This window comes from Micromonospora sp. WMMB235 (assembly GCF_001855515.1).
Taxonomy (GTDB): domain Bacteria; phylum Actinomycetota; class Actinomycetes; order Mycobacteriales; family Micromonosporaceae; genus Micromonospora; species Micromonospora aurantiaca.
In genome coordinates this window covers 4,999,159-5,025,268 of record NZ_MDRX01000001.1, presented here as the reverse complement: position 1 = coordinate 5,025,268, position 26,110 = coordinate 4,999,159, and the positions used below count along the sequence as shown (strand labels likewise).

20 protein-coding genes are annotated in these 26,110 nt (G+C 73.8%); 9 read left to right on the top strand and 11 right to left on the bottom strand.

The genetic code is table 11. The features are described from left to right. The first annotated feature begins 217 nt into the window (after positions 1–217). Both BFV98_RS22155 and BFV98_RS22150 read left to right on the top strand, forming a co-directional pair. Positions 218–1,885: a glycoside hydrolase family 10 protein gene (locus tag BFV98_RS22155; RefSeq protein WP_013288736.1), complete on the top strand. Its 1,668-nt coding sequence runs from the start codon at positions 218–220 to the stop codon at positions 1,883–1,885. Positions 1,886–2,044: 159 nt separating this feature from the next. Then, entirely contained in the window at positions 2,045–2,587 is a 543-nt protein-coding gene (locus tag BFV98_RS22150) for a phospholipase (protein WP_013475162.1), read from the top strand. A 58-nt stretch (positions 2,588–2,645) separates the two neighbouring features. Here the strand turns inward: BFV98_RS22150 and BFV98_RS22145 are convergent, their stop codons facing one another. Both BFV98_RS22145 and BFV98_RS22140 read right to left on the bottom strand, forming a co-directional pair. Further along, complete coding sequence (locus tag BFV98_RS22145) at positions 2,646–5,462, bottom strand: adenylate/guanylate cyclase domain-containing protein (RefSeq protein WP_013475161.1); 2,817 nt, start codon at positions 5,460–5,462, stop codon at positions 2,646–2,648. A 155-nt stretch (positions 5,463–5,617) separates the two neighbouring features. After that, positions 5,618–5,833, bottom strand: a complete 216-nt coding sequence (locus BFV98_RS22140) for a zinc ribbon domain-containing protein (protein WP_013288739.1) — start codon at positions 5,831–5,833, stop codon at positions 5,618–5,620. A 38-nt stretch (positions 5,834–5,871) separates the two neighbouring features. On the opposite strand from BFV98_RS22140, the gene BFV98_RS22135 reads away from it, so the two are divergent. From BFV98_RS22135 to BFV98_RS22125, 3 genes are all read left to right on the top strand, one after another. Then, positions 5,872–7,053 (top strand): lytic transglycosylase domain-containing protein, encoded by a 1,182-nt coding sequence (locus BFV98_RS22135; protein WP_071097662.1) that lies wholly within the window; start codon positions 5,872–5,874, stop codon positions 7,051–7,053. 67 nt (positions 7,054–7,120) lie between these two features. After that, positions 7,121–8,137, top strand: coding sequence for a GNAT family N-acetyltransferase (locus tag BFV98_RS22130; RefSeq protein WP_013288741.1), 1,017 nt, complete (start codon positions 7,121–7,123; stop codon positions 8,135–8,137). 91 nt (positions 8,138–8,228) lie between these two features. Continuing rightward, positions 8,229–11,501 (top strand): lamin tail domain-containing protein, encoded by a 3,273-nt coding sequence (locus BFV98_RS22125; RefSeq protein WP_071097660.1) that lies wholly within the window; start codon positions 8,229–8,231, stop codon positions 11,499–11,501. Positions 11,502–11,533: 32 nt separating this feature from the next. Here the strand turns inward: BFV98_RS22125 and BFV98_RS22120 are convergent, their stop codons facing one another. From BFV98_RS22120 to BFV98_RS22095, 6 genes are all read right to left on the bottom strand, one after another. Further along, entirely contained in the window at positions 11,534–12,019 is a 486-nt protein-coding gene (locus tag BFV98_RS22120) for a helix-turn-helix transcriptional regulator (protein WP_255368200.1), read from the bottom strand. A gap of 680 nt (positions 12,020–12,699) precedes the next feature. Continuing rightward, complete coding sequence (gene hemB / locus BFV98_RS22115) at positions 12,700–13,683, bottom strand: porphobilinogen synthase (RefSeq protein WP_071097658.1); 984 nt, start codon at positions 13,681–13,683, stop codon at positions 12,700–12,702. Positions 13,684–13,696: 13 nt separating this feature from the next. After that, the gene (locus BFV98_RS22110) at positions 13,697–15,277 is read right to left on the bottom strand and encodes a uroporphyrinogen-III synthase (protein ID WP_013288745.1); all 1,581 of its coding nucleotides are present in this window, start codon (positions 15,275–15,277) and stop codon (positions 13,697–13,699) included. Next, positions 15,274–16,260, bottom strand: a complete 987-nt coding sequence (gene hemC / locus BFV98_RS22105) for a hydroxymethylbilane synthase (protein WP_013288746.1) — start codon at positions 16,258–16,260, stop codon at positions 15,274–15,276. The genes BFV98_RS22110 and hemC overlap by 4 nt, the downstream gene beginning before the upstream one ends. Beyond that, positions 16,257–17,630 carry a glutamyl-tRNA reductase gene (locus BFV98_RS22100; protein WP_013288747.1) on the bottom strand — a complete coding sequence of 458 codons (1,374 nt, stop codon included), beginning with the start codon at positions 17,628–17,630 and terminating at the stop codon, positions 16,257–16,259. Before BFV98_RS22100 ends, hemC begins: the two co-directional genes overlap by 4 nt. Beyond that, complete coding sequence (locus BFV98_RS22095; RefSeq protein ID WP_013288748.1) at positions 17,627–18,397, bottom strand: redox-sensing transcriptional repressor Rex; 771 nt, start codon at positions 18,395–18,397, stop codon at positions 17,627–17,629. Before BFV98_RS22095 ends, BFV98_RS22100 begins: the two co-directional genes overlap by 4 nt. A gap of 389 nt (positions 18,398–18,786) precedes the next feature. Here BFV98_RS22095 and BFV98_RS22090 point away from each other — a divergent pair, with 389 nt between their 5' ends. Beyond that, positions 18,787–20,091, top strand: a complete 1,305-nt coding sequence (locus BFV98_RS22090; RefSeq protein WP_013288749.1) for a sensor domain-containing protein — start codon at positions 18,787–18,789, stop codon at positions 20,089–20,091. Between the two features lie 102 nt (positions 20,092–20,193). Further along, entirely contained in the window at positions 20,194–20,850 is a 657-nt protein-coding gene (locus BFV98_RS22085; protein WP_013288750.1) for a response regulator transcription factor, read from the top strand. A 9-nt stretch (positions 20,851–20,859) separates the two neighbouring features. Here BFV98_RS22085 and BFV98_RS22080 read toward each other — a convergent pair whose 3' ends face one another. From BFV98_RS22080 to BFV98_RS22070, 3 genes are read right to left on the bottom strand one after another with little or no spacing between them, the layout of a single operon-like run. Then, positions 20,860–21,501 (bottom strand): HAD family hydrolase, encoded by a 642-nt coding sequence (locus BFV98_RS22080; RefSeq protein WP_013288751.1) that lies wholly within the window; start codon positions 21,499–21,501, stop codon positions 20,860–20,862. A 24-nt stretch (positions 21,502–21,525) separates the two neighbouring features. Beyond that, on the bottom strand, positions 21,526–21,780 hold the full coding sequence (locus tag BFV98_RS22075) for a glutaredoxin family protein (protein WP_013288752.1): 255 nt from the start codon (positions 21,778–21,780) through the stop codon (positions 21,526–21,528). Further along, the gene (locus BFV98_RS22070) at positions 21,770–23,446 is read right to left on the bottom strand and encodes an AMP-binding protein (RefSeq protein ID WP_071097656.1); all 1,677 of its coding nucleotides are present in this window, start codon (positions 23,444–23,446) and stop codon (positions 21,770–21,772) included. The genes BFV98_RS22075 and BFV98_RS22070 overlap by 11 nt, the downstream gene beginning before the upstream one ends. A gap of 495 nt (positions 23,447–23,941) precedes the next feature. Between BFV98_RS22070 and BFV98_RS22065 the strand changes: the two genes are divergently transcribed. Beyond that, entirely contained in the window at positions 23,942–24,913 is a 972-nt protein-coding gene (locus tag BFV98_RS22065) for an ECF subfamily RNA polymerase sigma factor, BldN family (protein ID WP_013288754.1), read from the top strand. 283 nt (positions 24,914–25,196) lie between these two features. Next, a complete protein-coding gene (locus BFV98_RS22060; RefSeq protein WP_071097655.1) occupies positions 25,197–26,054 on the top strand; it encodes a DUF5667 domain-containing protein in 858 nt (285 codons plus the stop codon). Positions 26,055–26,110 lie beyond the last annotated feature (56 nt).

Below are 26,110 nucleotides of genomic sequence, written 5' to 3'. Positions count from 1 at the left end.
TACCCAGCCGTTTTGCGCTCCAATCCCGCACGGTGTGTCTCGGAATCGTCACGATCCGGCCGATCGGACGACCCCGGACATCGATCGGCCCTCAGGGTCTTGCGCCGGGCACGGATAGATGAAAGTTTTCTACCGGAGGCATGGGTATCGCGGCGAATCTTGCCGTGACGCCCCGCCGCCGACCGTCCCCCCGGACCCGACGAAGGGACCGCACCGCATGAAGGCAACTCGGCTCGGAGCCGCCGCGCTGGCCGCGGCGCTGCTCGGCACGCTGGTCGCCGGCACACCGGCGCAGGCCGCCCCCGGCGACAACACAGGCACCGCCACTTCCCCCTCCACCGACTGCGTCACCGACCCGGCCACCCCCAAGCGCCAGTTCCGGGCCATGTGGATCGCCTCGGTGACGAACATCGACTGGCCCAGCAAGGGTTCCTGGACCGCGCCGGACCAGGTGGCCAAGCAGAAGGCCGAATACCTGGCCTGGCTCGACCTAGCCCAGAAGCTCAACCACAACGCCGTCGTGGTCCAGGTCCGCCCGACCGCGGACGCGTTCTGGCCCTCGCCGTACGAGCCGTGGTCGGAGTACCTGACCGGCGTACGCGGCAAGAACCCCGGCTGGGATCCGCTGGACTTCCTGGTCGCCGAGTCGCACAAGCGCAACCTGGAGTTCCACGCCTGGTTCAACCCGTACCGCGTCTCCATGCCCGCGCCCGGCGGCGCCGGCGCCGACCTGTCGCAACTGGCCCCGGACAGCCCGGCCCGCCAGCACCCCGACTGGGTCTTCGCCTACCCGCCGGCCGGCGTCGCCGGCAGCCGGCTCTACTACAACCCCGGCGTCCCCGAGGTCCGCGAGTTCGTCCAGACCGCGATGATGGACGCGGTCAAGCGGTACGACATCGACGGCGTGCACTTCGACGACTACTTCTACCCGTACCCGAGCGGCACCCACCAGGTGCCCGACGACGCCACGTTCGCGGCGTACAACAGGGGCTTCACCGACAAGGCCGACTGGCGGCGGGACAACATCAACCTGCTGATCCAGGAGATGAACGCCAAGATCAAGGCGGTCAAGCCGTACGTGAAGTTCGGCGTCAGCCCGTTCGGCATCTGGCGCAACGCGTCGGCCGACCCGAACGGCTCGGACACCACCGGCTCGCAGTCGTACGACATCATCTCCGCCGACTCCCGCAAGTGGGTCAAGGAGGAGTGGATCGACTACATCGTGCCGCAGCTCTACTGGTACATCGGCCAGTACCCGGCCGCCGACTACGCCCGGCTGGTGCCGTGGTGGGCCGAGCAGGTGCGCGGCACGCGGGTGCAGCTCTACATCGGCCAGGCCGACTACAAGAGCGGTGACCCGGCGTACGGGTCGTTCTGGATGAACCCGCAGGAGCTGTCGAACCACCTGACGCTCAACCGGTCGTACCCGGAGGTGCTCGGCAACGTGCACTTCTCCGCGGTGCAGGTGCGGGCGAACCGGCTCGGCGCCACCGACATCTACGCCGCCGAGCACTACTCCCGCCCGGCGCTGGTGCCCACCATGACGCACCTGCCGCGCAAGCCGCTGCTGTTCCCGGTGGTCACCAAGGCCCAGCGGGAGGCGGACGGGGTACGCCTGAGCTGGCGTCAGCCGGCCGACGGCATGGGCCCGCTCGGCACCGCCGCGTCGTACGCGATCTACCGGTTCGACGGGCACGGCCTGGCCGGGCGCTGCGACTTCGCCGACGCCTCCCACCTGGTCGGCACCGTCCGGGCCACCGACGGCGCCGTGCAGTCCTGGGTGGACACCACGGCGGCCGACGGCGCCCGGTACACGTACTACGTGACCGCGCTGGACCGGCTGGCGAACGAGAGCCCGGCGAGCCCGCCGCGCTTCGTGCGCTGACCCCCGTCGAATGCCCCCGGGCCGCCTCGCCGGCCCGGGGGCATTCGTCTGTTTGGGCGGATGTCAGCGAGCCGTTCCCCGGAGCATCGCCCCAGGTCACCCACTTGATCGACACTTGTCGACATCCGGAGATCCCGGCCACCACCCGCGGAGGTTCCCGTGTCCCGTCGCCTCGCCACCATCCTCGCCGCCGGAACACTCGCCCTGCTCACCATGCTCGGCCTGGCCACGCCGGCCGCCGCCGCGGTGAGCACCCAGCAGAAGCTGTCCGTCCTGACCAGCTGGACGCAGACCAGCGCGTCCAGCTACAACGCCTGGAACAGCGCCCGGCAGAACCGGGCACCCTGGACGGAGTACGGCTTCGACTGGTCCACCGACTACTGCTCGTCCAGCCCGGACAACCCGATCGGGTTCAACTTCAAGCTCTCCTGCTACCGGCACGACTTCGGCTACCGCAACCACAAGGCGATGGGCGTCTTCTCGTCCAGCAAGTCCCGCCTGGACAGCGCCTTCTACGCCGACCTGAAGCGGGTCTGCGCCACGTACAACGCGGTGGTCCGGCCCGCCTGCTACAGCCTCGCCTGGACGTACTACCAGGCGGTGAGCGTCTTCGGCTCGGTCGCCGCCGTGTCGCAGGCCGACCTCGACCGCGCCGCCCGGATGAAGGCCGACGCCCAGCGTCGCGCCGCCGCGACCGCCTGACGCACCGCGCGGGGAGTCCGCCACCCGGCGGGCTCCCCGCCCTCGTCGGCCGCCCGGCTCAGCCCGTTGTGCTGCGCGGCTCGAACGCCGGCCACGAACCCGGCGTCTGCTTGCCGAACCGTGGCGAGTCGGCGGCCAGGTCCGGGTGCTCGACGTGCAGCGCCAGCGCCGCCACCTCGTCCAGCCGCAGCCCCGTCCCGGCGCCGTAGGCGGCGTCGAACGCCTCGTCGCCCAGCACCCGCCGCAACTCCGTCTGCCGGGCCGACCAGTACGGGCCGTATATCCCCGGTGTGGCCCGCAGGTTCGCCCGGGTGGCCTGCGCCGCCCCGAACAGCCGGGCCGCCGCCAGCGCGTCCCCGGCGAGCGCGCAGCGAACCGCTATCGCGTTGATCGTGTCGCAGGCCCGGCCCAGGTAGCCGTGACTCATCCGGGACCGCAACGCCACCAGCAGGTGCTCGTGCGCGGCGACCAGGTCGCCCCGGGCCAGGGCCACCATGCCGAGCAGCATGTCCACCGACCGGCCGCCCCGCTCGGCGGGCCGGGCCGCCTCGACCGGACGGGCCGCGGCGAGCAGGTCGGCCGCCTCGTCCAGCGCGCCCCGGCGCCAGAGCAGCTCGGCGAGGTTGTAGACGGCCAGGAGCGCGTCGCCCACCACGTCCTGCGCGTACGCCCAGTCGATCACCTCACGGCAGACCCGCTCCGCCTCGGCGAACTGCCCCATGTCGACCAGCGGCGCCGCGCGACCGGCCAGCACCCGGGCCAGCAGCCCTCGGTCACCGGACTGCCGGGCGGCCGCCTCGGCCCGCTGCGAGTACCGCAGCTCCTCGCCGAACTCGCCGTCCGCGCCCGCGTGCAGCGAGTGCATGTGGTACGCGGCGGCCAGCTCGGCGTCCGGCATCACCTCGCCGGTCTCGGCGAGCCGGCCGTAGAGCCGGAACAGCCAGAGCCGCCCCTCCCGGGCCAGCCCGCGCTCCCGCCACCACTGGTCCAGGTCACCCGCCAGCGACAGTCCCGACCGGGCGCTGCCACCTGTGGCGCACCAGCGCAACGCGGCCCGCAACTCGTTCGCCAGCGGGTCGAGCGCGTACAGGGAGAGCGTCACCGGGCGGCCGTCCGGCCCCAGGTGCGCCCGGTCCAGCGCGTGCCGGCACCAGGCGACGTGCCGGTCCCGGGCGCTCTGCTCCTCGCCCGCCTCGACCAGCCGCCGGGCCGCGTACGCCCGGATCGGGTCGAGCATCCGGTAGGTGCTGCCGGAGGCGTGCGGCTCGGCCAGCACCATCGACTTGTCCACCAGCACCGAGAGCGGGTCGAGCGGGTCCTCGTCGAGCAGCCACTGCACGGTGGGCAGGTCCACCGGGCCGGCGAACACCGCCATCCAGCGCAGCAGCCGGGCCGAGCGCGCGCCGAGCGTCCGGTACGACCAGGTCACTGTGGCCTGGATGGTCAGGTGCCGCTCGCTCGCCGACCGCTGCACCGCCCGGGTCGCCGGGGTGGGCGGTGCGGCGCCGGTCGCGGCGGCCACCAGATCCACCGTGTCCTGCTGGTTGCCGCTCCAGCCGGCCTCCACCGGCGGCGGCTCCGCCGTCTCCCGCCCGGCGTCGAGCGTGCCCAGCATGTCGTCCAGCCGCTCGGCCAGTTGCCCGGCCGAGAGCACCCGCAGCCGGGCCGCGGCAAGCTCGATGGCCAGCGGCAACCCGTCCAGGCGGCGTACCACCCGGTGCAGGTCGGCCTGCTCGGCCGGCTCCGGCGCCCGGCCGCCGCGCGCCACGGCGGTACGGTCCAGCAGCAGCGCCACCGCGTCGCTCCCCCCGCCGTCGGGCCCCTCGTCCACCGACAGCGGCGGTATCCGCCACACCACCTCGCCGGGTACGCCGAACGACTCCCGGCTGGTCGCCAGCACCCGCACACCCCGGCCACCGGCGAGCAGCCGGCCGATCACCTCGGCCGACGCCGCGGTCTGGGCGTCGCAGGTGTCCAGCAGCACGAGCATCCGGCGCGGCGCCGCGTACTCCACGAGGGTGTCGACCATCGGCCGGCCGGGCTCCGGGCGCAGGCCGAGCACGGCGGCGATCTCGAACGCCACCAGCCCCGGGTCGGTCACCGCGGCGATGTCGACGAACCAGACGCCGTCGGGGTAGTCCTCGACGATCCCGGAGGCCAGCTCCACCGCCAGCCGGGTCTTGCCGGCGCCGCCCGCGCCGAGCACCGTCACCAGGCGGTACGCCTCGACCAGCCGCCCCAGCTCGGCGCGCTCGGCCTGCCGGCCGACGAACGAGGTGACCTGGGTGGGCAGGTTGTGTGCTGTCGCGTCGGCGGTACGCGGACGCGGGAACCGCCGCTCCAACCCGGGCGCGACGAGCTGGAACAGCCGCTCCCGGTCGTCGAAGCCGCGCAGCCGGTGCAGCCCGAGGTCCAGCAGGGACACCCCGTCCGGCAGCGGGTCGGCGTGCCGGGCGGTGGCGGCGGAGCAGAGCACCTGCCCCCCGTGCGCGGCGGCGGCCACCCGGGCGGCCCGGTGCACCTCGGGGCTGGCGTACTCGCCGTCGCGGGGCTCGGCGTACCCGGTGTGCAGTCCCATCCGTACCCGGGGGGTGGCGTCCGGGTTGGGCCACTCGTGGCCGGCGAGCGCGCGCTGCGCGGTCAGGCAGGCGCGGACCGCGGCGGCGGCGTCGGGGAACGCGAGGAAGAACGAGTCCCCCTCGGTCAGCAGCTCCGCGCCGTCGGTGCCGGCCAGGGTGTCGCGCAGCAGCCGCCGGTGCTCGTGCAGGACCGGGCGGTAGACCGGGCCGAGCATCCGGGCCAGCCGCGTCGAGCCCTCGATGTCGGTGAACACGAAGGTCACCCACCCGCTGGGGAGGTGGTGTCCTTGCGACATACGTCGAACCTCCGCCCGGTGACGTCGGGTTCATGCTGCCCTATGGTCGTGCCGTCACGCATCGTGAGAACGGCTGGGCAGATTCCGCCCCAAGGTGCCAAAGGATCACACCGGCGGCAAGACCCCGATCGACCCGCGGGACGGACGGCGGAAAGTCAGCAGCCGCAGGAGCCGCCGCAGCAACCGCCGCCGCTGGGAATCCCACCGCTCGGAGCGGAGCCGCCCCGGCCGGTGACGGCCACCGTGGACAGCAGTTTCACCGTGTCGGCGTGGCCCTGCGGGCAGGTGGCCGGCCGTCCGGCCTCGGCCATCGGGCGGTTGACCTCGAAGGTGTCGCCGCAGGCGCGGCAACGGAACTCGTACCGGGGCATGTCCCAAGCGTACGGCCGGGCCTGACGTCGTCACCCGGATGGGTGATACTCGACGGGTGGTGGACGGCGAACGGCGAGCGACGGCCCGGCCCCTGCGACCCGCCGCGCCACCCGACGACGGCACCCCGCCCATCCCGCGGCCCCGCAGAGCCGGCTCCGAGCCTGCCGAGAAGCCGCAGGTCGGTCCGGGCGCGAAGGCGGACGCCGAGCCCGGGTCGGGCGGGGACGAGCAGCCAGATTCCGGGCCGGAGACGAAGGCCGAGGCGGCGGCCGAGAGCGGCGGGCGGCGTCGGCGGATGCCGTTCGCGCACGCCGTCCGGACGCGCCCGAGGCAACTCACAGTCGGCGCGGCCCGGGCCACCCGCGCCTGGTCCCGGCGGCCCGGCGGCCGCACCACGCTGCCCGCGCTGTTCCTGCTCGCGCTGGTCGCCGCCGCCGCCACTGCCGGTGCGGTGGTCGTGCCGGCGGCGGTCGGCCGGCCGGAGCCGGTCGCCGAGGCCACGCCGTCGCAGAGCGTGCCGCAGACCGCGGCGGCGCCCGCCACGCCGCCGTTGCCGGAGCTGACCGGCCTGCCCGGAACCGCCGCGCCCACCGGCACGCCGCTGCCCGGTGCGACCACCGCGCCGGTGCTGCCCGCCGGGCGTCCCGCCGACGCGCTCACCGGCTGGGCGCAGCGGGTCGGCGCGGTGACCGGCGTCCCCGTGGTGGCGCTCCAGGCGTACGCCTACGCCGAGCTGGTGCTCGCCCAGACCAACCGTGGGTGCCAGCTGAGCTGGACCACGCTGGCCGCGATCGGTTACGTCGAGTCGCGCCACGGCGCGGCCAACGGCGCCACGCTGCAAGCCGACGGGCGGGCCCTGCCGGAGATCAAGGGAGAGCCACTCGACGGGCAGGGCGGCCGGTCCCGGATCCTCGACACCGACCAGGGGCTGCTCGACGGCGACCGGGTCCACGACCGGGCGCTCGGCCCGATGCAGTTCATCCCGACCACCTGGCAGGAGATCGGCGCGGACGCGGACGGCGACGGCGTGAAGAACCCGCACGACATCGACGACGCGGCGCTGGCCGCCGGGCTCTACCTGTGCAAGGGCGGCCGGAACATGACCATCCCGGGTGACTGGTGGGGCGCCATCCTTTCCTACAACGATGTGCGTCGGTACGCCCAGGCCGTCTTCGACAAGGCCGACGAGTACGGCAGGCTCAGCCGCAACGTGAGGTGACGGCTCGCGTACATTCGCGGACTCAACCCTTCCCCCCGGCTGCCGTTGACGGCAAGCTAGACGGGTGATGGTGCGCGAGTGGGATCCCAGGACCGCGTCGTCCGCCGAGATCGCGTCCCTGCTGGACACGCTGAACGCGGTCCTGGCGGCCGATCTGCCGCAGGATCCGCCTTGGCGGGAGAGCTCCATGCGGGAGTATCTCTCCGAGGTGATGCCCGGCGAGCGGCGGATCTCGTGGGTCGCGCAGGAGGACGCCGGCCCGGACGGCACGCCCGGGGCGATCCTCGGGCATGTGCACGTGCTGCTGCTCGGCGGGATCGGCGTGCTCGAGGTGCTGGTGCACCCGGCGATCCGGCGCAGCGGCGTCGGCCGCGAGCTGGTGCGGGTGGCCGCCCGCCGGGTCTGGGACGAGGGCTTCCAGTCGATCGGTGTGGAGGTGGTCGGCGACACCCCGGCCGTGGGGTTCTACGAGTCGCTGGGCTTCACCCGCGACTACGTGGAGACCCGCAGCGTGCTCGACCTGCGCTCGGTGGACTGGCCGGCGCTCACCGAGATGGCCGCCGAGGTCGGCGCGGGCTACCGCGTGGAGTTCTGGCCGGGTGGCCCGCCGGACGAGCTGATCGAGGCGTACGCGCGGGCCAAGGCCGAGGTGCGCGACTCCGACGACGTGGAGCTGCGGCCCAGCTCCTACGACCCGGACCGGCTGCGCGACAGCCTCGCCACGCTGCACCGGCGCGGCATGAAGCCGTACATCGTGCTGGCGCTGCACGAGCAGACCGGCGAGGTGGCCGGGTTGACCGAGGTGGTGGTGCCGGCGCAGCACCCGACCCGGGCCGACCAGTACGACACGATCGTCGTCCACGACCACCGCGGCTACGGCATCGACCGGGCCATCAAGGCGCGGATGCTGCTGGAGCTGCGTTCGGCCGAGCCCGAGGTGGCCGAGGTGCAGACCTGGAACGCGCAGGACAACGAGTCGATGCTGAAGGTCAACGCCGAGCTGGGCTACCGCCCCGACCGCGACTGGTGCGAATACGGTGTGGACGTGGCCGAACTGGTGCACCGGCTGGACAGTCACCGCTGACCGTTCACCGTCCGGCCATCGAAGGGCTGGACGGTGTACCCACGAGAGCCTTAACGTTCGTTAGTTCCTGTCCACCCATCGTGGAGGCCCCATGCGCCCGCGCCGCACCCTCGCCGCGCTCGCGACCACCGCCGCCGTCACCCTCACGGCGATCGCTGTCGCACCCACCGCGGCCAGCGCCGCGCCCACCGACCTGTTCATCTCGGAGTACGTCGAGGGGTCGTCCAACAACAAGGCCGTCGAGCTGTACAACGGCACCGGCGCCCCGATCGACCTGGGAGCCGGCGGCTACCAGCTCCAGCTCTTCTTCAACGGCGCCACCACCTCGACGAACGTGGCCCTCACCGGGACCGTCGCCGCCGGTGACGTGTTCGTCTTCGCCGCCGCGGCGGCCGCGCCGGCGATCCTCGCCCAAGCCGACCAGACGTACTCCGGTTCGCTGTTCAACGGCGACGACGCGATCGTGCTGCGCAAGGGCGGCACGGTGGTCGACTCCCTGGGCCAGGTCGGCGTCGACCCGGGCAGCGAGTGGGGCAGCGGCCTCACCAGCACTGCGGACAACACGCTGCGCCGGCTGCCCTCGGTGACCGCCAGCGACACCGACCCGGCGGACGCGTTCGACCCGGCCGCGCAGTGGGCCGGCTTCGCCACCGACACGTTCGACGGCCTGGGCAGCCACACCGTCGGCGGCGACGGTCCGGTCGACCAGCCGCCCACAGTGGCCTGCGGCGGCGCGCTGACGCTGTCGGCGGGCGCCACCGCGACCCGCGAGGTGACCGCGACCGACGCCGACGACACGATCACCGACCTGGCGGTCACCTCGGTCGTGCCGGTGCCGGCGAGCGGCTCGATCAGTCGTACCGCGTTCACCCCGGCGACCGCCGACGGCGGCACGGCCACCGCGACGCTGACCGCCACCGGCCTGCCGGCCGGCAGCTACGCGGTCACCGTGACCTCCACCGACACCGACGGCGACAGCGCCACCTGCACGCTCACCGTGCAGGCCACGAGCGTGCTGTCGGTCGGCGAGGTGCAGGGCCGCACCGCCGACGACGAGGACGGCCGCACCGACCGGTCGCCGCTCGCACCGGCCAGCGGCAACGGCACCAGCTCCACGCTGTACGACGTACGCGGCGTCATCACCGGCATGTCCCTGACCCGCAGTTCGGCCGGGGCCGACCAGTGGGGCTTCTACCTCCAGAGCCGGCTCGGCAGCGAGGACGGCGACCCGCTGACCTCCGACGGCCTGTTCGTCTTCATGGGCTCGTTCACCACGCTGATCGGCGGGTACGCCCCGACCGTCGGTGACGAGGTCGTGCTGCGCGGCCGGGTCTCCGAGTACTTCAGCCAGACCCAGCTGTCCAGCGCCTCGCTGGTCCGCAAGCTCGACTCCGGCCTCGACGTGGACACCGTGGTCCGGGTCGACGACGCGGTCCCGCCGGCCGAGGCGGCCGCCGCCGACCTGTTCTGGGAGCGGCACGAGGGCGAGCGGATGCGGGTACGCGCCGGCAGCGGCGTCTCCGCGCCCCGGCACATCTACTCCTCCACCGCCGACTCCGAGATCTACGTGCTGGACCGCGAGGACCCGGTGATGAAGCGGTCCGACCCGTACGCCCGGCGGGTGTTCCGGGACGCGCACCCGCTCGACGACATCCCCGGCACGCTGTTCGACAACGGCAACAACCAGCGCATCCTGCTGGGCGCCGGCGGTGTGAAGGCGACCGCCGGTGACTCCCGGGCGCTGCTGCCCGAGGCACGCACGTTCGACACGCTCACCGAGGACGCCTACGGCTCCGTCTCGTACGCGTTCAGCAAGTACAGCGTGCAGCCGGAGCAGCTCACGCTGACCGGTGGCGCCGACCCGGCCGCCAACCACCCGCCGCAGCCGGTCGACCGCGGCAGCGAGGTCGCGATCGCCACCTACAACGTGGAGAACCTGTACGACTACCGCGACGACCCGTTCGACGGCTGCGACTTCGCCGGCAACACCGGCTGCCCCGGCGTCAGCCCGCCGTTCGACTACGTGCCGGCGAGCCCGGAGGCGTACGCGGCCAAGCTGGCCGTGCAGGCCCGGCAGATCGTCCAGTCGCTGCACAGCCCGGATCTGATCCTGGTGCAGGAGGCCGAGGACCAGGACATCTGCTCGGTGGTCGACGGCGCTCTGGCCTGCGGCGACACCAACAACGCCGACGGCGCGCCGGACACCGTGCAGGAGCTGGCACTCGCCATCGCGGCCAACGGCGGCCCGGCGTACGCCGCCGCGTACGACCGGACCGGCGCGGACGCCCGGGGCATCGCCTCGGCGTTCCTCTACCGGACCGACCGGCTGACGCTCGCCGAGGCGACCGCCGCGGACCCGCTGCTGGGCTCCGCCCCGACCGTCCAGTACCGCTCGGCGGCGCTGCCGTCCAACGCAGACGTGCAGAACCCCAAGGCGCTCAACGCGGTGCTGCCGGCCGACGTGGACCGGTCGACCGGGGTGGACGGCAGCAACGTCTACACCCGCGCGGCGCAGGTGGCCCGGTTCACAGTGAAGGCCGGCCCCGGATCGACCGAGCGGTTCACGCTCTGGGCGGTCGCCAACCACTTCTCGTCCGGACCGGACAGCCGGGTCGGGCAGCGCCGCGAGCAGGCCGCGTACGGGGCAGCGATCGTCCAGGCGGTCGAGGCGAGCGACCCGAACGCCCGCGTGGTCTACGGCGGGGACCTGAACGTCTTCCCCCGCCCGGACGACCCGATCGCCACCGCCCAGAACCCGACCCCGTCGGACCAGCTCGCCCCGCTGTACGAGGCCGGGCTGCACAACCTCTGGGACGACCTGGTGAAGGACGCGCCGGCGTCGGCGTACTCGTACACATTCAGCGGTCAGGCGCAGACGCTGGACAACCTCTTCGTGAACGACCCGATGCACGACGACCTGGTGCAGGTGCGGACGGCGCACATCAACGCCGACTACCCGACCGACGCGCCGGAGCTGGGCGACCGGGGTGCCAGCGACCACGACCCGCAGGTGGCCCGGTTCCGGTCGCGCGCCTCGCTGCGGGTCGCGGACACCTCGGTCACCGAGGGCGACAAGGGCACCAGCACGATGACGTTCACTGTCACCGTGTCCCGCCCGCTCTCCGAGCCGGCCCTGATCTGCGCGGCCACCTACGGCACCACCGCCCAGGCCGGGTCGGACTACGACCCGTACGTGGGCTGCCGGGTGCTGGCCGCGGGCCGGACCTCGCTGACGTTCCCGGTCACCGTGCGCGGTGACCGCAAGCGCGAGGCGGACGAGAAGCTCACGCTGTACGTGGCCGGGGTGCCGGGCCTGCGGCTCGCCGACCCGTCCGGCGTCGGGACGATCCTGAACGACGACTGAGCGGTGTGCCGCGCGGCGGCCCGTCGATCCCCTCATGGGCGGATCGGCGGGCCGCCGCGGTATCCGCACCGCTGCGGATCGGGCGGAGGCGGCACGCTCCGGTACTTGGCCACCCGCACCTCCCACTGGCTGCGGCGGCGCAGCCAGTCCCGGACCTCCCGGTTGCGGTAGAACGTCTCCGGCGGGCGGGCCAGCCCGTACCGGTCGGCCCACCACTCCCCCGGCTCCGGGTCGGTGATGACGTCGAGGTGGGACGGGTACCGCCGCTCCGCGCCGTCCCGCAGGTCGGCCCGGTCACGCATCGGCTTGAGAACCCGGCCGGCCTCGTCGACGACCACGAGCCGGAAGCCGGCCGTGCCGATGATGCGCGACAGCATGGCCAGGCTCGGCGTCAGCGTCCCCGCCTCGATCCGCCCGATCGTGCTCGGATGCACCCGGGCGAACCGGCCCAGCTCACGCTGGCTGGCGTCGGCCCGGCGACGCACCGCCCGGACGATCCCCGGCGCCGGGAACGGCACGTCGAACGGCTCGGTGAGCAGCGCGGCCCGTCGCCTCCCGCCGCCACGGTGGGCACGCCGGGCACGCCGGGTGCGCCAGGCACGCCGGGTGCGGCGCAGGCTCCCGTCCCCGCGCCCGTGGCAGCGGCGGTGGCGGTGCCGCTGTGGGCGCCCGTGGCGGTGCCCGCCTCCGGCTCGGTGTCGGCGATGTCTGTCACGCCGCCCACGGTCCCGTCTCCCGCACCGGCCCGGCAACCCCGCTGCCCGCCCCTGTGGAAAACCCGGGATTCGGCGTCCAACTCCGCATGGCAGCGACCGCCAGCACACACAGAGGGTGACGCTCACTCAGCGTTAAGGGCTGCCATCAAAGCGAGTGACCCAGCTGCAGCACAAAGCCGACTTAAGCGGACACAAACCTCACGATCGCCACGGCAGGGATAACCGCCTCGGCAGACTTTGCTCTGCAGCCACCGAGGCAGCGCTCACGATTCGTGACAGTTGCGCCCGTGGCTGCAGAGCAAAGTCGGCGAGGGGTGAAGTGTCCCGCCGGCCGAAAAGATACGCTGAGTGACCGCCTTGGGCTGTGGACAACGTGCGGCGACCACAACGAGGAGGGCGAAACCGGAGAACGGCGAGCCGAGCCCTGCCGCCGCACGTGGCGGCAGCAGACGGACCACGTCGGCCGAGCAGCGGTCAGTAGGTCAGTAGCGCTCGCGCAGCAACTGGGCGGCCTCGACGGCCCAGTAGGTGAGGATGATCTGGGCACCGGCCCGGCGGATCGAGGTGAGCGTCTCCAGCATCACCCGCTCCCGGTCGATCCAGCCGTTCGCGGCGGCCGCCTCGACCATCGCGTACTCGCCGGAGACCTGGTAGGCGGCGACCGGGACGTTCACCGCGTCCCGGACCGCCGACACCACGTCGAGGTAGGGCAGCGCGGGCTTGACCATCACCATGTCGGCGCCCTCGGCCACGTCCAGCTCTACCTCGCGCAGCGACTCGCGCAGGTTCGCCGGGTCCTGCTGGTAGGTGCGCCGGTCCCCCTCCAACGCCGACTCCACGGCGTCGCGGAACGGGCCGTAGAAGGCGGAGGCGTACTTCACCGCGTACGCGAGCACCGAGACGTCCTGGTGCCCGGCGGCGTCGAGCGCCTTGCGGACCACGCCGACCTGGCCGTCCATCATCCCGGACGGCCCGACCACGTGGACCCCGGCGGCGGCCTGGGCCACCGCCATGTCGGCGTACGCGGCGAGCGTGGCGTCGTTGTCGACCCCGCCGTCCGGGGTGAGCAGGCCGCAGTGCCCGTGCGAGGTGAACTCGTCCAGGCACAGGTCGCTCATCACCACAGTCGAGTCGCCGACCTCGGCGACCACGTCCCGGATCGCCGTGTTGAGCACGCCGGCCGGGTCGATGCCACCGGAGCCGGTCTCGTCCCGCGTCGCCGGCACCCCGAACAGCATGATCCCGCCGACCCCGGCCTGGACCGCCTCCGCGGAGGCCTTGCGCAGCGAGTCCCGGGAGTGCTGGAGCACCCCCGGGAGCGACGCGATGGCCCGCGGCTCGGTCAGCCCCTCCTTGACGAACATCGGCACGACCAGCTCGGCCGGGTCGACGCGGGTCTCGGAGACCAGCCGCCGCACGGCCGCGTTGCGGCGCAGCCGGCGGGGCCGGATCTCGGGGTACGGCATGACGGGCCTCCTGTCAGCGGAACCGCAGGGCGGTCGGGCCCTGCACCTTCGAGCCCCGGCGCTGCTTCGCCGGCATGGCGGCGAGCTTCTCCCGCAGCTCGACGGCGTAGGCGGCGAGCGCCTCCACCAGGTCGGGCACCGAGGCGTGCGGCGGCTGCACGTCGACGCGCAGGCCGAACTCGGTGGCGGTCTCCGCCGTCTTGGGCCCGATCACTGCAACAACGGTCCGCGCGTGCGGCTTCCCGGCGATACCGACGAGGTTCCGCACTGTGGACGACGAGGTGAACAGCACCGCGTCGAACCCGCCGGACTTGATCGCGTCGCGGATCTCGGCGGGCGGCGGCGCCGCGCGCACGGTCCGGTACGCGGTCACGTCGTCGACCTCCCAGCCGCGCTCGGTCAGGCCGGCGGCCAGGGTCTCGGTGGCGATGTCGGCGCGCGGCAGCAGCACCCGGCCGACCGGGTCGAGGATCTCGTCGTGCGGCGAGAACTCGGCCAGCAGGCCCTCGGAGGACTGCTCCCCGGAGGGGATCAGCTCGGGCTGGATGCCGAAGGCGCGGACCGCCTCGGCGGTGGCGTCACCGATACAGGCGATCTTCACGCCACCGAAGTGGCGGGCGTCGAGGCCGTGCTCGGCGAACTTCTCCCACACCGCGCGGACCGCGTTCACCGAGGTGAAGATGACCCAGGCGTACCGGCCGTCGACCAGGCCCTTCACGGCCCGCTCCATCTGCGCCGGGGTACGCGGCGGCTCGACCGCGATGGTCGGCACCTCGCACGGGATCGCCCCGTACGCGCGCAGCCGCGCACTCATCACGCCGGCCTGCTCCTTGGTGCGGGGCACCAGCACCTTCCAGCCGTACAGCGGGCGGTTCTCCCACCAGCTCAGCTTGTCGCGGTCGGTGACGGCCGCGCCGACGGTGAGCACCACCCGGCCGGTGAAGCCGAGCGCCGCCGCGACGAAGGAGTCGACTGTCGACGTGGTGGTGTACTGCGTCTCGCCGGTGCCGTCACCGGTCACCCCGACCGCTGTGGTGCCGTCGACCCCGGCGGCCAGCAGGCCGTCCCGGACGGCGGCCAGGTCACCGGCGTCCACGGCGAGCGCCAGCGAACCCCGCCCGACGGCGGTGGCGAGCGCCTCGAAGTCCAGCGCGGTGACGTCCTCGACGTCGGCGGCGGTGCGTACGCCCGGCAGCGGGACACCCGCGTACGTGGCCACGCCCTCGGCCTGGCCGACGCCCGGGACCACCTCGAAGTGCGCGGCGGTACGCGCGACCGCCTGCACCTCCTTGACCACCGAGTCGTGGCCGAACGGGTCACCGGCGACCAGGTGCACGGCGTTCTGCCCGGACCGGGCCGCGGAGATCAGCACCTTCGCCACGTCCCCCGGCACGCCCTCGGCGGGGCTGAACTCGGCGCCCGGCCGGGCCTGGGCGCGGACGTGCGCCAGGAGCGACTCGGGTACGCCCCGGTCGTAGACCACCTGGTCGGCCTCGACCAGGGCGTCCAGCGCCCGGCGGGTCAGCAGGCCCGGGTCGCCGGGACCGGCCCCGACGAATGCGATCTGGCCTACGGGCTTACGGGTGCGGGTCATTCTGTGCTCCCAAGTTGCTGGGTCCCCGGGCCGGCCTGTGCGTCCTGGCCGAGGATCGAGTCGGCGCCGAGTTCGAGGAGTTCGGCGGCGAGTGCCTTGCCGATCTCCGCCGCGTCGGCGGGCGTTCCGGTGCGGGACAGCCGGAGGTCACGAGTACCGTCCGGGCTGATCACCGCACCGCGCAGGTAGATCTCCTGATTGACGTCGCCCTCGTCGGTGGGCTCGCCTTCGGCGAGAACGGCGTACGCGGCCACGGGCGCGCTGCACCCTGCCTCCAGGGTGGCCAGCAGCGCCCGTTCCGCGGTGATCGCGGCACGGGACGGTGCGTGGTCGAGCAGCGCGAGCAGCTCGATCACGTCCTGGTCGTCGGCCCGGCACTCGACGGCGAGCGCACCCTGGGCGGGTGCGGGCAGCATGAGCATCGGGTCGAGCGTCTCGGTGATGACGTCGGCGCGGCCGATCCGGTTGAGCCCGGCGCGGGCGAGCACGACGGCGTCGAGGTCGGCGTCCGGGCCGAGCACCCGGCCGAGCCGGGTGTCGACGTTGCCCCGGATCGGGCTGACCTCCAACTGCATGCCCAGCGCGTGCAACTGGGCGATCCGGCGCAGCGCGCCGGTGCCGACGCGGGCGCCGGGCGGCAGCTCGGCGAGCGTACGGCCGTTCGTGGCCACCAGCGCGTCACGCGGATCCTGCCGGGGCGGTACGGCCGCGACGTGCAGGCCGGGCGCCGCCGCGGTGGGCAGGTCCTTGTACGAGTGGACGGCGAAGTCGATCTCGCCGGCGGTCAGCGCGTCGCGCAGCGCGGAGACGAACACGCCGACGCCGAGCCGCTGCACCGGGGCGGTGGACCTGTCGCCGGCGGTCACCACCTCGACCAGCTCGACCGGGCGGCCGGTGGCCGCGGTGAGGGCCTCGGCGACGTGGCCGGACTGGGCCATCGCCAGGGCGCTGCCCCGGGTACCGAGGCGAAGGGGGGCGGTCATCGCGCACCTCCGGTGGGCGGAACGTCGGCGGCGTCGAACGACGGCCGGCCGTCGAGGTCGGTGGCGACCACGTCGGGGACGGTGTCGACCGGGGACGTCTGCGGAACGTCCAGGTCGAACAGTTCGCGCAGCAGCGCCGCGTACTGGTCGCCGCCGGGCTCGGCGGCGAGCTGGCGGACCCGTACGGTCGGCTGGTGCAGCAGCCGCTGCACGACCCGGTGCACGGTGCGGGCGACCTCGGCGCGCTGGTCGTCGCTGAGGTCGGGGCGGCGCTGGCCGAGCCGGCGCAGCTCGGTGGTGACGACGTCCTCGGCCCGGCCGCGCAGGGCGGCCACCGTCGGTGCGACGTCGGCGCCGCGCAGCCAGCTCAGGAACGCCTCGACCTCGCCGGTCACGATCCGGGCCACCTCGGCGGCGTCGGCCGCGGCCGGTCCGTCGGCGAGGACGGCGGCCATCCGGTCGATGTCGATCACCTCGACGCCGGGCAGCTCGGCGACGCCGGGCTCGACGTCGCGCGGGACGGCCAGGTCGAGCAGGACCAGCGGGCCGCGGTCGGCGTCCCGGCGGGCCAGCGCCCGGGTCACCACGTCGCGGGTGAGCACCGCCTCGGTGGCGGCGGTGGCGGCGACCACGACGTCGACGTCGGCGAGCGCGGTGATCAGCTCGGCCATCGGCACGGCGGACGCGCCATACGACTCGGCGAGCCGGACGGCACGGGCGGCGCCCCGGTTGGTCACGGTGAGCGGGCCGGCGCCCAGCCGGGACAGCGTGGCCACGCCCAGCGAGCCCATCGCGCCGGCGCCCACCACCATGGCGGGCCGGCCGGCCAGGTCGCCGTCGAGCAGCCCGGCGGCGAGATCGAGGGCGGCGGTGACGACGCTCTGCCCGGCCCGGTCGATGTTGGTCTCGGCGTGCGCGCGCTTGCCGACCCGCAGCGCCTGCTGCATCAGCTCGTGCAGCAGCCGCCCGGCGGAGTCGGCGCCACCGGCGGAGTGGTAGGCGTCGCGAAGCTGGCCGAGGATCTGCGCCTCGCCCACCACCATCGAGTCGAGCCCGGCGGCCACCCGGAAGACGTGGTCCACGGCGGCGGCGTCGTAGTGGACGTAGAGGTGCGGGGCGAGCGCCGCGGGCTGGCAGCCGGCCTGGTCGGCCAGGACCGCGCAGATGTCACCGAGTCCGCCGTGGAACCCGGAGACGGCGGCGTAGACCTCCACCCGGTTGCAGGTGGAGACCAGGACGGCCTCGGCGACGTACGGCTGGGCGATCAGGCGGTCCAGCGTGCGGGTGAGGTCGGCGGGCGGGACGGCCAGCTGTTCCAGGGTGGCGACCGGGGCGGTGCGGTAGGACGCGCCGACGACGAGCAGTTTCACGTGCCGATCGCCTCCTGGGTGTCGGTTGCCGCGAGTCCGCCGGGCAGGGCGGTGAGGGCGGACCCGCCGGTGGCGGGGAGCGCGGTCAGCGATGCCTTGCGGTGCTCGTGGAAGGACAGGATCTGCAGCTCGATGGCGAGGTCGACCTTGCGCACGTCGACCCCGTCCGGAACCGAGAGTACGCAGGGCGCGAAGTTGAGGATGCTCGTCACGCCGACGGCGACCAACTGGTCGGCGACCGCCTGGGCGGCCGGGGCGGGGGTGGCGATGACGCCGATCGAGATCGACTCCTCGGCGACGATCTGGGGCAGCTCGTCGACGTGCCGTACGACCAGGCCGTTGATCACTTCGCCGACGCGGGACCGGTCGGCGTCGACCAGCGCGGCGATGCGGAATCCGCGGTTGGCGAAGCCGTCGTAGCCGGCCAGGGCGTGACCGAGATTACCCACGCCGACGAGCGCGACGGTCCGGCACTGGGTGAGCCCGAGCACCGAGGAGATCTGGTCGACCAGCAGCGCCACGTCGTAGCCGACCCCGCGGGTGCCGTACGAGCCGAGGTGGGACAGGTCCTTGCGGAGCTTCGCGGAGTTGACGCCGGCGGCGTTGGCGAGGCCCTCGCTGGACACCGTCTCGTGCCCGGCGTCGGCGAGCGCGTGCAGCGCACGCAGGTATTCCGGGAGCCGGGACACGGTCGCCTCGGGCAGGTCCGGAAGCGCCGGTACGGCACCGGTGCGACCGGGCGCGCCTGGTTGACGGTGCTGGCTCATGAGACTCCGTGCGGTGCGATCCTCGACCAGCGACGGGGGCCGGTCGTTTCGGGACTCCCGCTGGCGACCGAGATTGCCGGCTGTGCTAGCAGGGCGCGTCGGAACTACAGAGTAGGTGTTTGTGAAGGGGTGCACAAATCGCGATCTTGAAAGCTCGCGACGCGCCTTCACCTGCCCCTCCATTCCCGCAAGATCGATCAACCGCGTCTCTCGGCGGCGCATGCCGATTATTGCTCAATCCAGACTTCCCTGACCAATCGCGCGGGGCCCGTAGCGCTCCGTGACCGGCGTGGCGAGGCGAGTCTCACGTTTCGAGTAGGGAGAACCCCACCCCGAACAGGCCAGCGTGCGGGATGGGTCGGCGGGGCACGCGCCCATAGCCTCGAACCATGACCGCAGCACCACTGGCCACCGCGCCCGCTCCGCTGTCCCCCGTCCACGGGCTCCTGCGCCGCCTCGCCCGCGACACCACCTACGTGCTCGTGGGCCTCCCGCTGGCGATCGTCAGCTTCGTGCTGGCAGTGGTGGGGATCTCACTCAGCGCCGGGCTGCTGGTGACCACGCTCGGCCTGCCGATCCTCGCCGGCTTCCTCTACGCGGCCCGCGGGCTGGCCGACATCGAGCGGCTCCGGCTCGCCGGGGTGCAGGACCGGCCCCGGGTACGCCCGGTCTACCGCAGACCGGAGCCGGGTGCCGGGTTCTGGCGCCGGGTGTTCACCCCGATCCGGGACGCGCAGTCGTGGCTCGACCTGCTGCACGCCTTCGTCCGGCTGCTCGTGGCGGTGCCCACGTTCGTGCTGCTCGTGGTCTGGTGGGTGCTCGCACTGGGCGGCACCCTCTACATCGCGTACGACTGGGCCATCCCGCGCGGCGCGGACGACCAGGACCTGAGCCAGCTCCTCGGGATGGGCGACGGCCCCGGCGCGCGGATCGCCCTGAACACCGCGATCGGGCTGTTCGCTCTGTTCACCCTCCCGCTGGTGGCACGCGGGTGCGCCCGGCTCCAGGCCGGGCTGGCGTACTCGCTGCTCACCGGCGTGGCCGAGATGCGGCAGCGGATCGTCACGCTGGAGGAGCAGAAGCGGGCCGCCGCCTCGGCCGAGGCGGTCGCGCTGCGCCGGCTGGAGCGCGACATCCACGACGGCCCGCAGCAGCGGCTGGTCCGGCTCGCCATGGACCTCGGCCGGGCCCGCCACCAGCTCGCCGCCGACCCGGAGGCGGCCCGGCAGACGCTCGACGAGGCGGTCGCGCAGACCCGGGAGACGCTGGACGAGCTGCGTGCCCTGTCCCGGGGCATCGCGCCGCCGATCCTGGTCGACCGGGGCCTGCCCAGCGCGCTCGCCGCGCTCGCCGCCCGCGCCCTGGTACCCACCGAGCTGGCCGTGGACGACGACCTGGGCACCGCCGCCGGACGGCTCGACCCGGGGCTGGAGAGCACCGCGTACTTCGTGGTGGCCGAGGCCCTGACGAACGTCTCGAAGCACAGCCGGGCGAACATCTGCCGGGTGGAGGTCACCCGGAAGGTGGGCCGGCTGGAGATCACCGTCACCGACGACGGCGCCGGCGGCGCGCACCTGGCCAAGGGGCACGGGCTCAGCGGCATCGCCGACCGGGTCCGGGCGGCGGGCGGCACCCTGGAGGTGGCCAGCCCGGCCGGCGGCCCGACCCGGATCCACGCCGAACTGCCGAGGTGACCTGGTTCGCCCGGGCTCCGGGCCGTCGCGCGGTGGCGCGGCGCGCCCGGCATCCGGGCCGCCGGGCGGCAACCGGGTCCGGGCGTGATAGACACCGGACCCATGCGGGTGGTGATCGCGGACGACGCCGTACTGCTCCGGGAGGGGCTGGTCCGGCTGCTGACCGAGTACGGGCACGAGGTGGTGGCGGCCGTCGGTGACGGTGACGCGCTGGTCGAGGCGGTGGTGGCGCACCGGCCCGACGTCTCGGTGGTGGACGTGCGGATGCCGCCGTCACACACCGACGAGGGACTGCGCGCCTCGGTGGAGGCCCGCCGCCGGGTGCCCGGTACGCCGATCCTGGTGCTGTCCCAGTACGTCGAGGTGTCGTACGCCGACGACCTGCTGGACACCGCGGGCGGGGGCGGCGGTGGGATCGGCTACCTGCTCAAGGACCGGGTCGCCGCGATCGACGAGTTCCTCGACGGCCTGGCCCGGGTGGCGGCCGGCGGCACCGTGCTCGACCCGGAGGTGATCAGCCAGTTGCTGGTCCGGCGGCGGCGCGACGACCCGCTGGCGTCGCTGACCCCGCGCGAGCGCGAAGTGCTGGCGCTGATGGCCGAGGGCCGCTCGAACACCGCCATCGCCCGGACGCTCGTGGTCAGCGACGGCGCGGTGGAGAAGCACGTCCGCAACATCTTCACCAAGCTCGACCTGCCCCCGGACGCGACCACCCACCACCGCCGCGTCCTGGCCGTCCTGGCCCACCTGCGCGCCTGACCGGGCCGGTCAGGCGAGCGTGCGGGCCACTGTCACCGCCTCGGTGAGCGTGTCGGCGGCCGGGTGGCCGCTGCCGCGCAGCCGGTCCGGGTCGGACAGGCCGCCGGTGTAGAGGACGCAGCGGGCGCCGACCGAGGCGGCCGCGTCGGCGTCGTCGAGCGAGTCGCCGATCAGCACCACCTCGTGCCCGCCCAGCCCCAGTTCGGCCAGGTGCTTCTCCAGCCACTCGGCCTTGTGCCCGCCGCCGACCGTGGCGCGCAGCCCGTCCACCCGGCGGAAGTGCGGGGTCAGGCCGTACGTGTGCACGGTCGGCACCAGCTCGTCGTGGAACCACATGGACAGCAGCGACTGGCTGCCCTCCCAGGACTCGATCGCGGTGGTGGCGTCGGCGGCCAGGGCGCAGGTGGTCAGCCCGGCCCGGTAGGCGTCGTGGAAGACCCGGTCGAGCGTCCCGAACGCCTCGGCGTCCACGGCCCGGCCGAGCATCTCGGCGTAGTAGTCGGCGATCGGCCGCCGGAACCGGACCCGGTGCTCGGCCGCGGTGACCGCCGGTCCGCCGGCGCTGGCGAAGGCGACGTTAGTGGCCTGAACCACCAGGTCGAGGTCGTCGAGGAGCGTTCCGTTCCAGTCCCACACGAGGTGGCGTCGCATACCCGTCACCCGAGCACCATAGTGCTAGAGCTGCGGCGTGGTCAGATCGCGCAGCAGCCGGTCCTCCTCGACCCGCCAGTAGCCGTGCTCCTTGCCGTCGAGCAGCACCACAGGCAGCCGGTCGCCGTAGTCGCGCTCCATCTCCAGGTCGCCTGTGACGTCCCGCTCCACCCACCGGTCGCCGGTGACCGCCACCACCCGGTCGAGCGCGGCCTTGGCGTCGTCGCACAGGTGGCAGCCGGGCCGGGTGATCAGGATGAGCCTCGGGTCACTGGACATCGGATACCTCCGTGCGGATCTCGGTCGGCGTCGCCGGGGACGGCACCGCGGGCGCCGGGCGCAGCTCGGTCTTGCGTACCTTCCCGATCGCCGAGTACGGCAGGCTGTCGACGAACTCGACGGCGGTCGGGCACTTGAACCGGGCCAGGTTACGCGCGCAGTGGGCGAGCAGGTCCTCCGCCGTCACCGGCGGGCCGGCCGCCCGGACCACGTACGCCCGCACAGTCTCGCCGGTCCGCGGGTGCGGCACGCCCAGGACGGCCGACTCGGCCACCCCGGGGTGCGCCTGGAGCACCAGCTCCACCTCGTGCGGGTAGACGTTGAAGCCGTTGACGAGGATCAGCTCGCCGAGCCGGTCGACCAGGAACAGGTCGCCGTCGCCGTCGGCGTACGCCACGTCGCCGGTGGGCCACCAGCCGTCCGGGTCCGGCCCACCCCGCCCGTCCGGCCAGTATCCGGCGAACAGGTTCGGGCCGCGTACCACGATCTGCCCGGGATCGGTGCCGGACGGCTCGTCGGAGAGGTCCATCTCGTCCTCGTCGGGGGCGTCGGCGGGCACCCCGTCGCGCCACAGCTCGGTGCCGTCGGACCCGACGAGGCGCAGCCCGACGCCGGGCAGCGGGCGGCCGATCGAACCTGGTTTCGGCTCGCCGCCGACGAGCGTCGAGGTGAGCACCGGCGCGGTCTCGGTGAGCCCGTAGCCGACGTGCACCGGGTGCCCGGTCAGCTCGGTGAAGTGCGCGCCGGCTGCGAGCGGCAGCGGCGCCGCGCCGCACACCGCGACGCGTACCGAGGCGAGCGCGGCGGCCGGGTCACGCTCCGCCTCGGCCCAGGTCAGGAACATCGGCGGTACGCCGACGAGCACTGTGACCCGGTGCCGGGCGATGTCGTCCAGCGCACCGGCCGGGCCGGGCTCGTCGACGAGCACCCCGGTCGCCCCGTGCCGCACGACGGCGCCGAGTGCGGAGTTCAACCCGTACGCGTGGAACAGCGGAAGGGCGAGCAGCACGACGTCGTCGGGGCCGACCACAGGTGGTTCGATGCGGTCGACCTGGTCGTGGTTGGCGGCGAGCGCCCGGTGCGACAGCATCGCGCCCTTGGGCCGGCCCTCGGTGCCGGAGGTGTAGAGCAGGACGGCGAGGTCGTCGCCGGAGCGGGCCGGGAACCGGGCCGGCGCGGCGTCGCCGGACACCGGCGGCGCGGTGTGCACGGCACGCAGCGCGGGCAGCTCGGCGGGGTCCACCCGAGCGGTCACCTCGGGGGCGCCGACGAGCACGGCCGCGCCGGAGTCGGCGAGGACGTGCCGCAGCTCGCGGGCGGTCAGCGTCGGGTTGACCGGTACGGCCACCAGCCCGGCCCGGAGCGCGGCGAGGTAGGTGACCACGAAGTCGGGGGTGTTGCCGAACGCGATCGCCACCCGGGGCGGGTGGCCGGTTCCGTCGGCCGGTGGCGCGTCGGCGAGCAGCGCGCGGGCGGTGGCGGTGACCGCGTCGTCCAGCTCGGACCAGAGCAGCGTCCGGTCGCGCCAGTGCAGCGCGGCCCGGTCGCCCCGTTGCGCGGCGGCGTGGCGGAGCCGGTCGGCGAGGTTCGGCGCGGAGCTTTCGGCGGCGTCCTGCACGGTGGCTGAGTCTGGCACAGCGGTGTCCGACAGGCCATGCCCGAACACGGCGCCGGGTCCGCCGCACGGGACTGCAATTGCCGTGCAGTGGGATTCCTAGCCACGGGATGAGGATCTCCACCGGTGCCCGGGCGGGAAGCCGGACGTGACCCGGCCGCACCGCTCCCGCGACACGCCGAGCGAAAAGAAAATCGGCTCCGACCAGGACTTTCCACTGCGGACCAGGTTCCGGCGCGAAAGTCAACCACACACGACGGACAACGGGTCCGCCATGTGTGCGACCTGGCGGGAAATACTTCCGCTCTGTGTAACGGACTTGCCACGCGTGGGTGACGTTGGCCCTATCATCACTCGGGTCGGCTCACCCCATTTGCCGTGAGTCGACACCCCTCAGCCCGAGGAGGCCCCCGTGCCCGTGAGCGCATTGGACCAGCACCTCAAGGGGATCTGCCGCCCGCCGGCACGTCCCGACCCGGCCGTGCCCGACCGGGTGTTACCCGGTCCTCCGGCGCGGTCACTGTCCGCTCAGCCTGGGGAGGCGCGGTGACCACCTTCGGTTACGCCGAACGACCGGCCGGTGTCACCGGCCCGGCCCAGCGCAACCCGCTCAACGAGCGCGCGGACCCCGGCCCCCGGGGCACCGACGGCCAGCTCGCGGTACGCGGCGACGGGCGGCGCGTCCGCAGCCGCGCGCACCACACGAACGAGGCGCCGCCCCGCCCCGCGACCCCGGGCGGCAACGCGAAGCCCGCGACCGGCCGCCTGGGCAGTCCGACCCGCCCGACCATGCCGGCCCAGGCGCGACGCGGCGACGCGGCGACCGGGGCCGAGCCGTCCGCCGCCGAGACCGCGGTCCTGCCGGCGGTGACCACCGGCGACACCGCCGTCCTGCCCGCCGTGCCGGCCGCCGCGCCCGCCACCGGCTTCCCCAGCCGCCCCGACCCGTCCGACCCGGCCACCGAGGTGTGGACGCTGGTCGAGCGCGCACAGGCGGGCGAGTCCGAGGCGTTCGGGCTGATCTACGACAGGTACGTCGACACCGTCTTCCGGTTCGTCTACTTCCGCGTCGGCAACCGCCAGCTCGCCGAGGACCTCACCTCCGACACGTTCCTGCGGGCGCTCAAGCGGATCGGCAGCTTCACCTGGCAGGGGCGCGACCTCGGCGCCTGGCTGGTCACCATCGCCCGCAACCTGGTCGCCGACCACTTCAAGTCCGGGCGCTACCGGCTGGAGGTCACCACCGGTGACGTCCTGGACGCCGACCGGGAGGACCGCGGACCCGAGGGCAGCCCCGAGGCGGCGGTGGTGGAACACATCACGAACGTCGCCCTGCTCACCGCCGTCAAGCAGCTCAACCCGGAGCAGCAGGAATGCATCGTGCTGCGATTCCTCCAGGGCTTCTCGGTGGCCGAGACGGCCCGCTCCATGGGCAAGAACGAGGGCGCCATCAAGGCCCTGCAGTACCGGGCGGTCCGGGCGCTGGCCCGGCTGCTGCCCGACGGCTTCCACTCCTGACGGTCCCGACCCGGCCGGCGCACGACGCCGGGCGGTGTCGCATGCCCGACGTACCCCCCACCCGCCCCTCACTCCCGGTGATTTCGCCGCCGCCCCAGCCGTAACCGGCGACCGGCGCGGTCCGTTTCTCCGGGTGCGACCAGTGGTTGTCCCGGCGTCCCCCGGGCCACCCGGTCCGGCGGGTCAGGTCGGCCGTTCCGGTCGGCCCTGGGCCACACGCTGCCACCGGTCGCTGGTGACGACGACGGCCGCCCGGCCGTGACCAGCGAGAGGGGGTGCCGCGGTGGACAGCGACCTCTTCTCCCGTCGGCGAGCCGAGCGCTTCGCGCAACTCCTCGACGAGGCCAACGGCGGACGCCGGCACCACGTCCGGTCCAAGGCGGACGGTGAACTCACCGCACTCGTCGAGGTGAGCCGCCGGCTCACCGCCGATCGGCCCGACGTCGAGGTGGACGCCGAGTTCCGTACCGGCCTGCGGGCGATGCTCGTGGCCACCGCCGAACGCGAGGGCGTCGGCGCTCCGGCCAGGACCGGCACCTCCGGCGTACGCGGTGCGCTGCTCCCCGCCATCACCGGCCGCCGGGCGCGGGCCCGGGGCGCGATCCTGGTCGGCGTGGCCGCCGGGGCGGTCGCCCTCTCCGGTATCTCCGCCGCCAGCGAGAACGCGCTGCCCGGCGACGCCCTGTACGGCATGAAGCGCTCCACCGAGCGCGCCCAGCTCGCGCTCGCCAGCTCGGACATCAGCCGAGGCCAGCTCTTCCTCGACTTCGCCCGCACCCGGCTCGACGAGGCCGCCTCGGTGCGCGACGACCGCATCGGTTTCAGCGCCGTCCTGGACGACATGGACGCGGACACCCGCCAGGGCGTACGCCTGCTGACCACTGTCGCCGCGCAGCGCTCGGACCCGACGGCGCTGGACGCGGTGGACACGTTCCTCGCCGGCCAGCGCCGGGTGGTCAGCGGCCTGCTCGACCGGCCCGACCACGCCGACCGGGACCGCACCCGCCGCTCGCTGTCCCTGCTCGACGCGGCGGGCAAGCGCGCCGACGCGCTCCGCGAGGCGATCGCCTGCGGGCTGCCCGCGCCGCAGGCCAGCGACATGCTCGGGCCCGCTCCGGCCACCTGCCCGGCCGACCGCTGAGCGGCGGACGCCTACCGCGCCACACTTCTCCCGGCGGACACCCGGCCGTCACATCG

Bases quoted from the DNA above. Each gene is read 5' to 3' on its own strand.
- hemB (WP_071097658.1), bottom strand. From the start codon at position 13,683: ATGCCGTACCCCGAGATCCGGCCCCGCCGGCTGCGCCGCAACGCGGCC.
- hemC (WP_013288746.1), bottom strand. From the start codon at position 16,260: ATGACCGCCCCCCTTCGCCTCGGTACCCGGGGCAGCGCCCTGGCGATG.
- BFV98_RS22130 (WP_013288741.1), top strand. From the start codon at position 7,121: ATGGTGCGCGAGTGGGATCCCAGGACCGCGTCGTCCGCCGAGATCGCG.
- BFV98_RS22080 (WP_013288751.1), bottom strand. From the start codon at position 21,501: ATGCGACGCCACCTCGTGTGGGACTGGAACGGAACGCTCCTCGACGAC.
- BFV98_RS22075 (WP_013288752.1), bottom strand. From the start codon at position 21,780: ATGTCCAGTGACCCGAGGCTCATCCTGATCACCCGGCCCGGCTGCCAC.
- BFV98_RS22140 (WP_013288739.1), bottom strand. From the start codon at position 5,833: ATGCCCCGGTACGAGTTCCGTTGCCGCGCCTGCGGCGACACCTTCGAG.
- BFV98_RS22085 (WP_013288750.1), top strand. From the start codon at position 20,194: ATGCGGGTGGTGATCGCGGACGACGCCGTACTGCTCCGGGAGGGGCTG.
- BFV98_RS22110 (WP_013288745.1), bottom strand. From the start codon at position 15,277: ATGACCCGCACCCGTAAGCCCGTAGGCCAGATCGCATTCGTCGGGGCC.
- BFV98_RS22095 (WP_013288748.1), bottom strand. From the start codon at position 18,397: ATGAGCCAGCACCGTCAACCAGGCGCGCCCGGTCGCACCGGTGCCGTA.
- BFV98_RS22135 (WP_071097662.1), top strand. From the start codon at position 5,872: ATGGGTGATACTCGACGGGTGGTGGACGGCGAACGGCGAGCGACGGCC.
- BFV98_RS22155 (WP_013288736.1), top strand. From the start codon at position 218: ATGAAGGCAACTCGGCTCGGAGCCGCCGCGCTGGCCGCGGCGCTGCTC.
- BFV98_RS22125 (WP_071097660.1), top strand. From the start codon at position 8,229: ATGCGCCCGCGCCGCACCCTCGCCGCGCTCGCGACCACCGCCGCCGTC.
- BFV98_RS22090 (WP_013288749.1), top strand. From the start codon at position 18,787: ATGACCGCAGCACCACTGGCCACCGCGCCCGCTCCGCTGTCCCCCGTC.
- BFV98_RS22145 (WP_013475161.1), bottom strand. From the start codon at position 5,462: ATGTCGCAAGGACACCACCTCCCCAGCGGGTGGGTGACCTTCGTGTTC.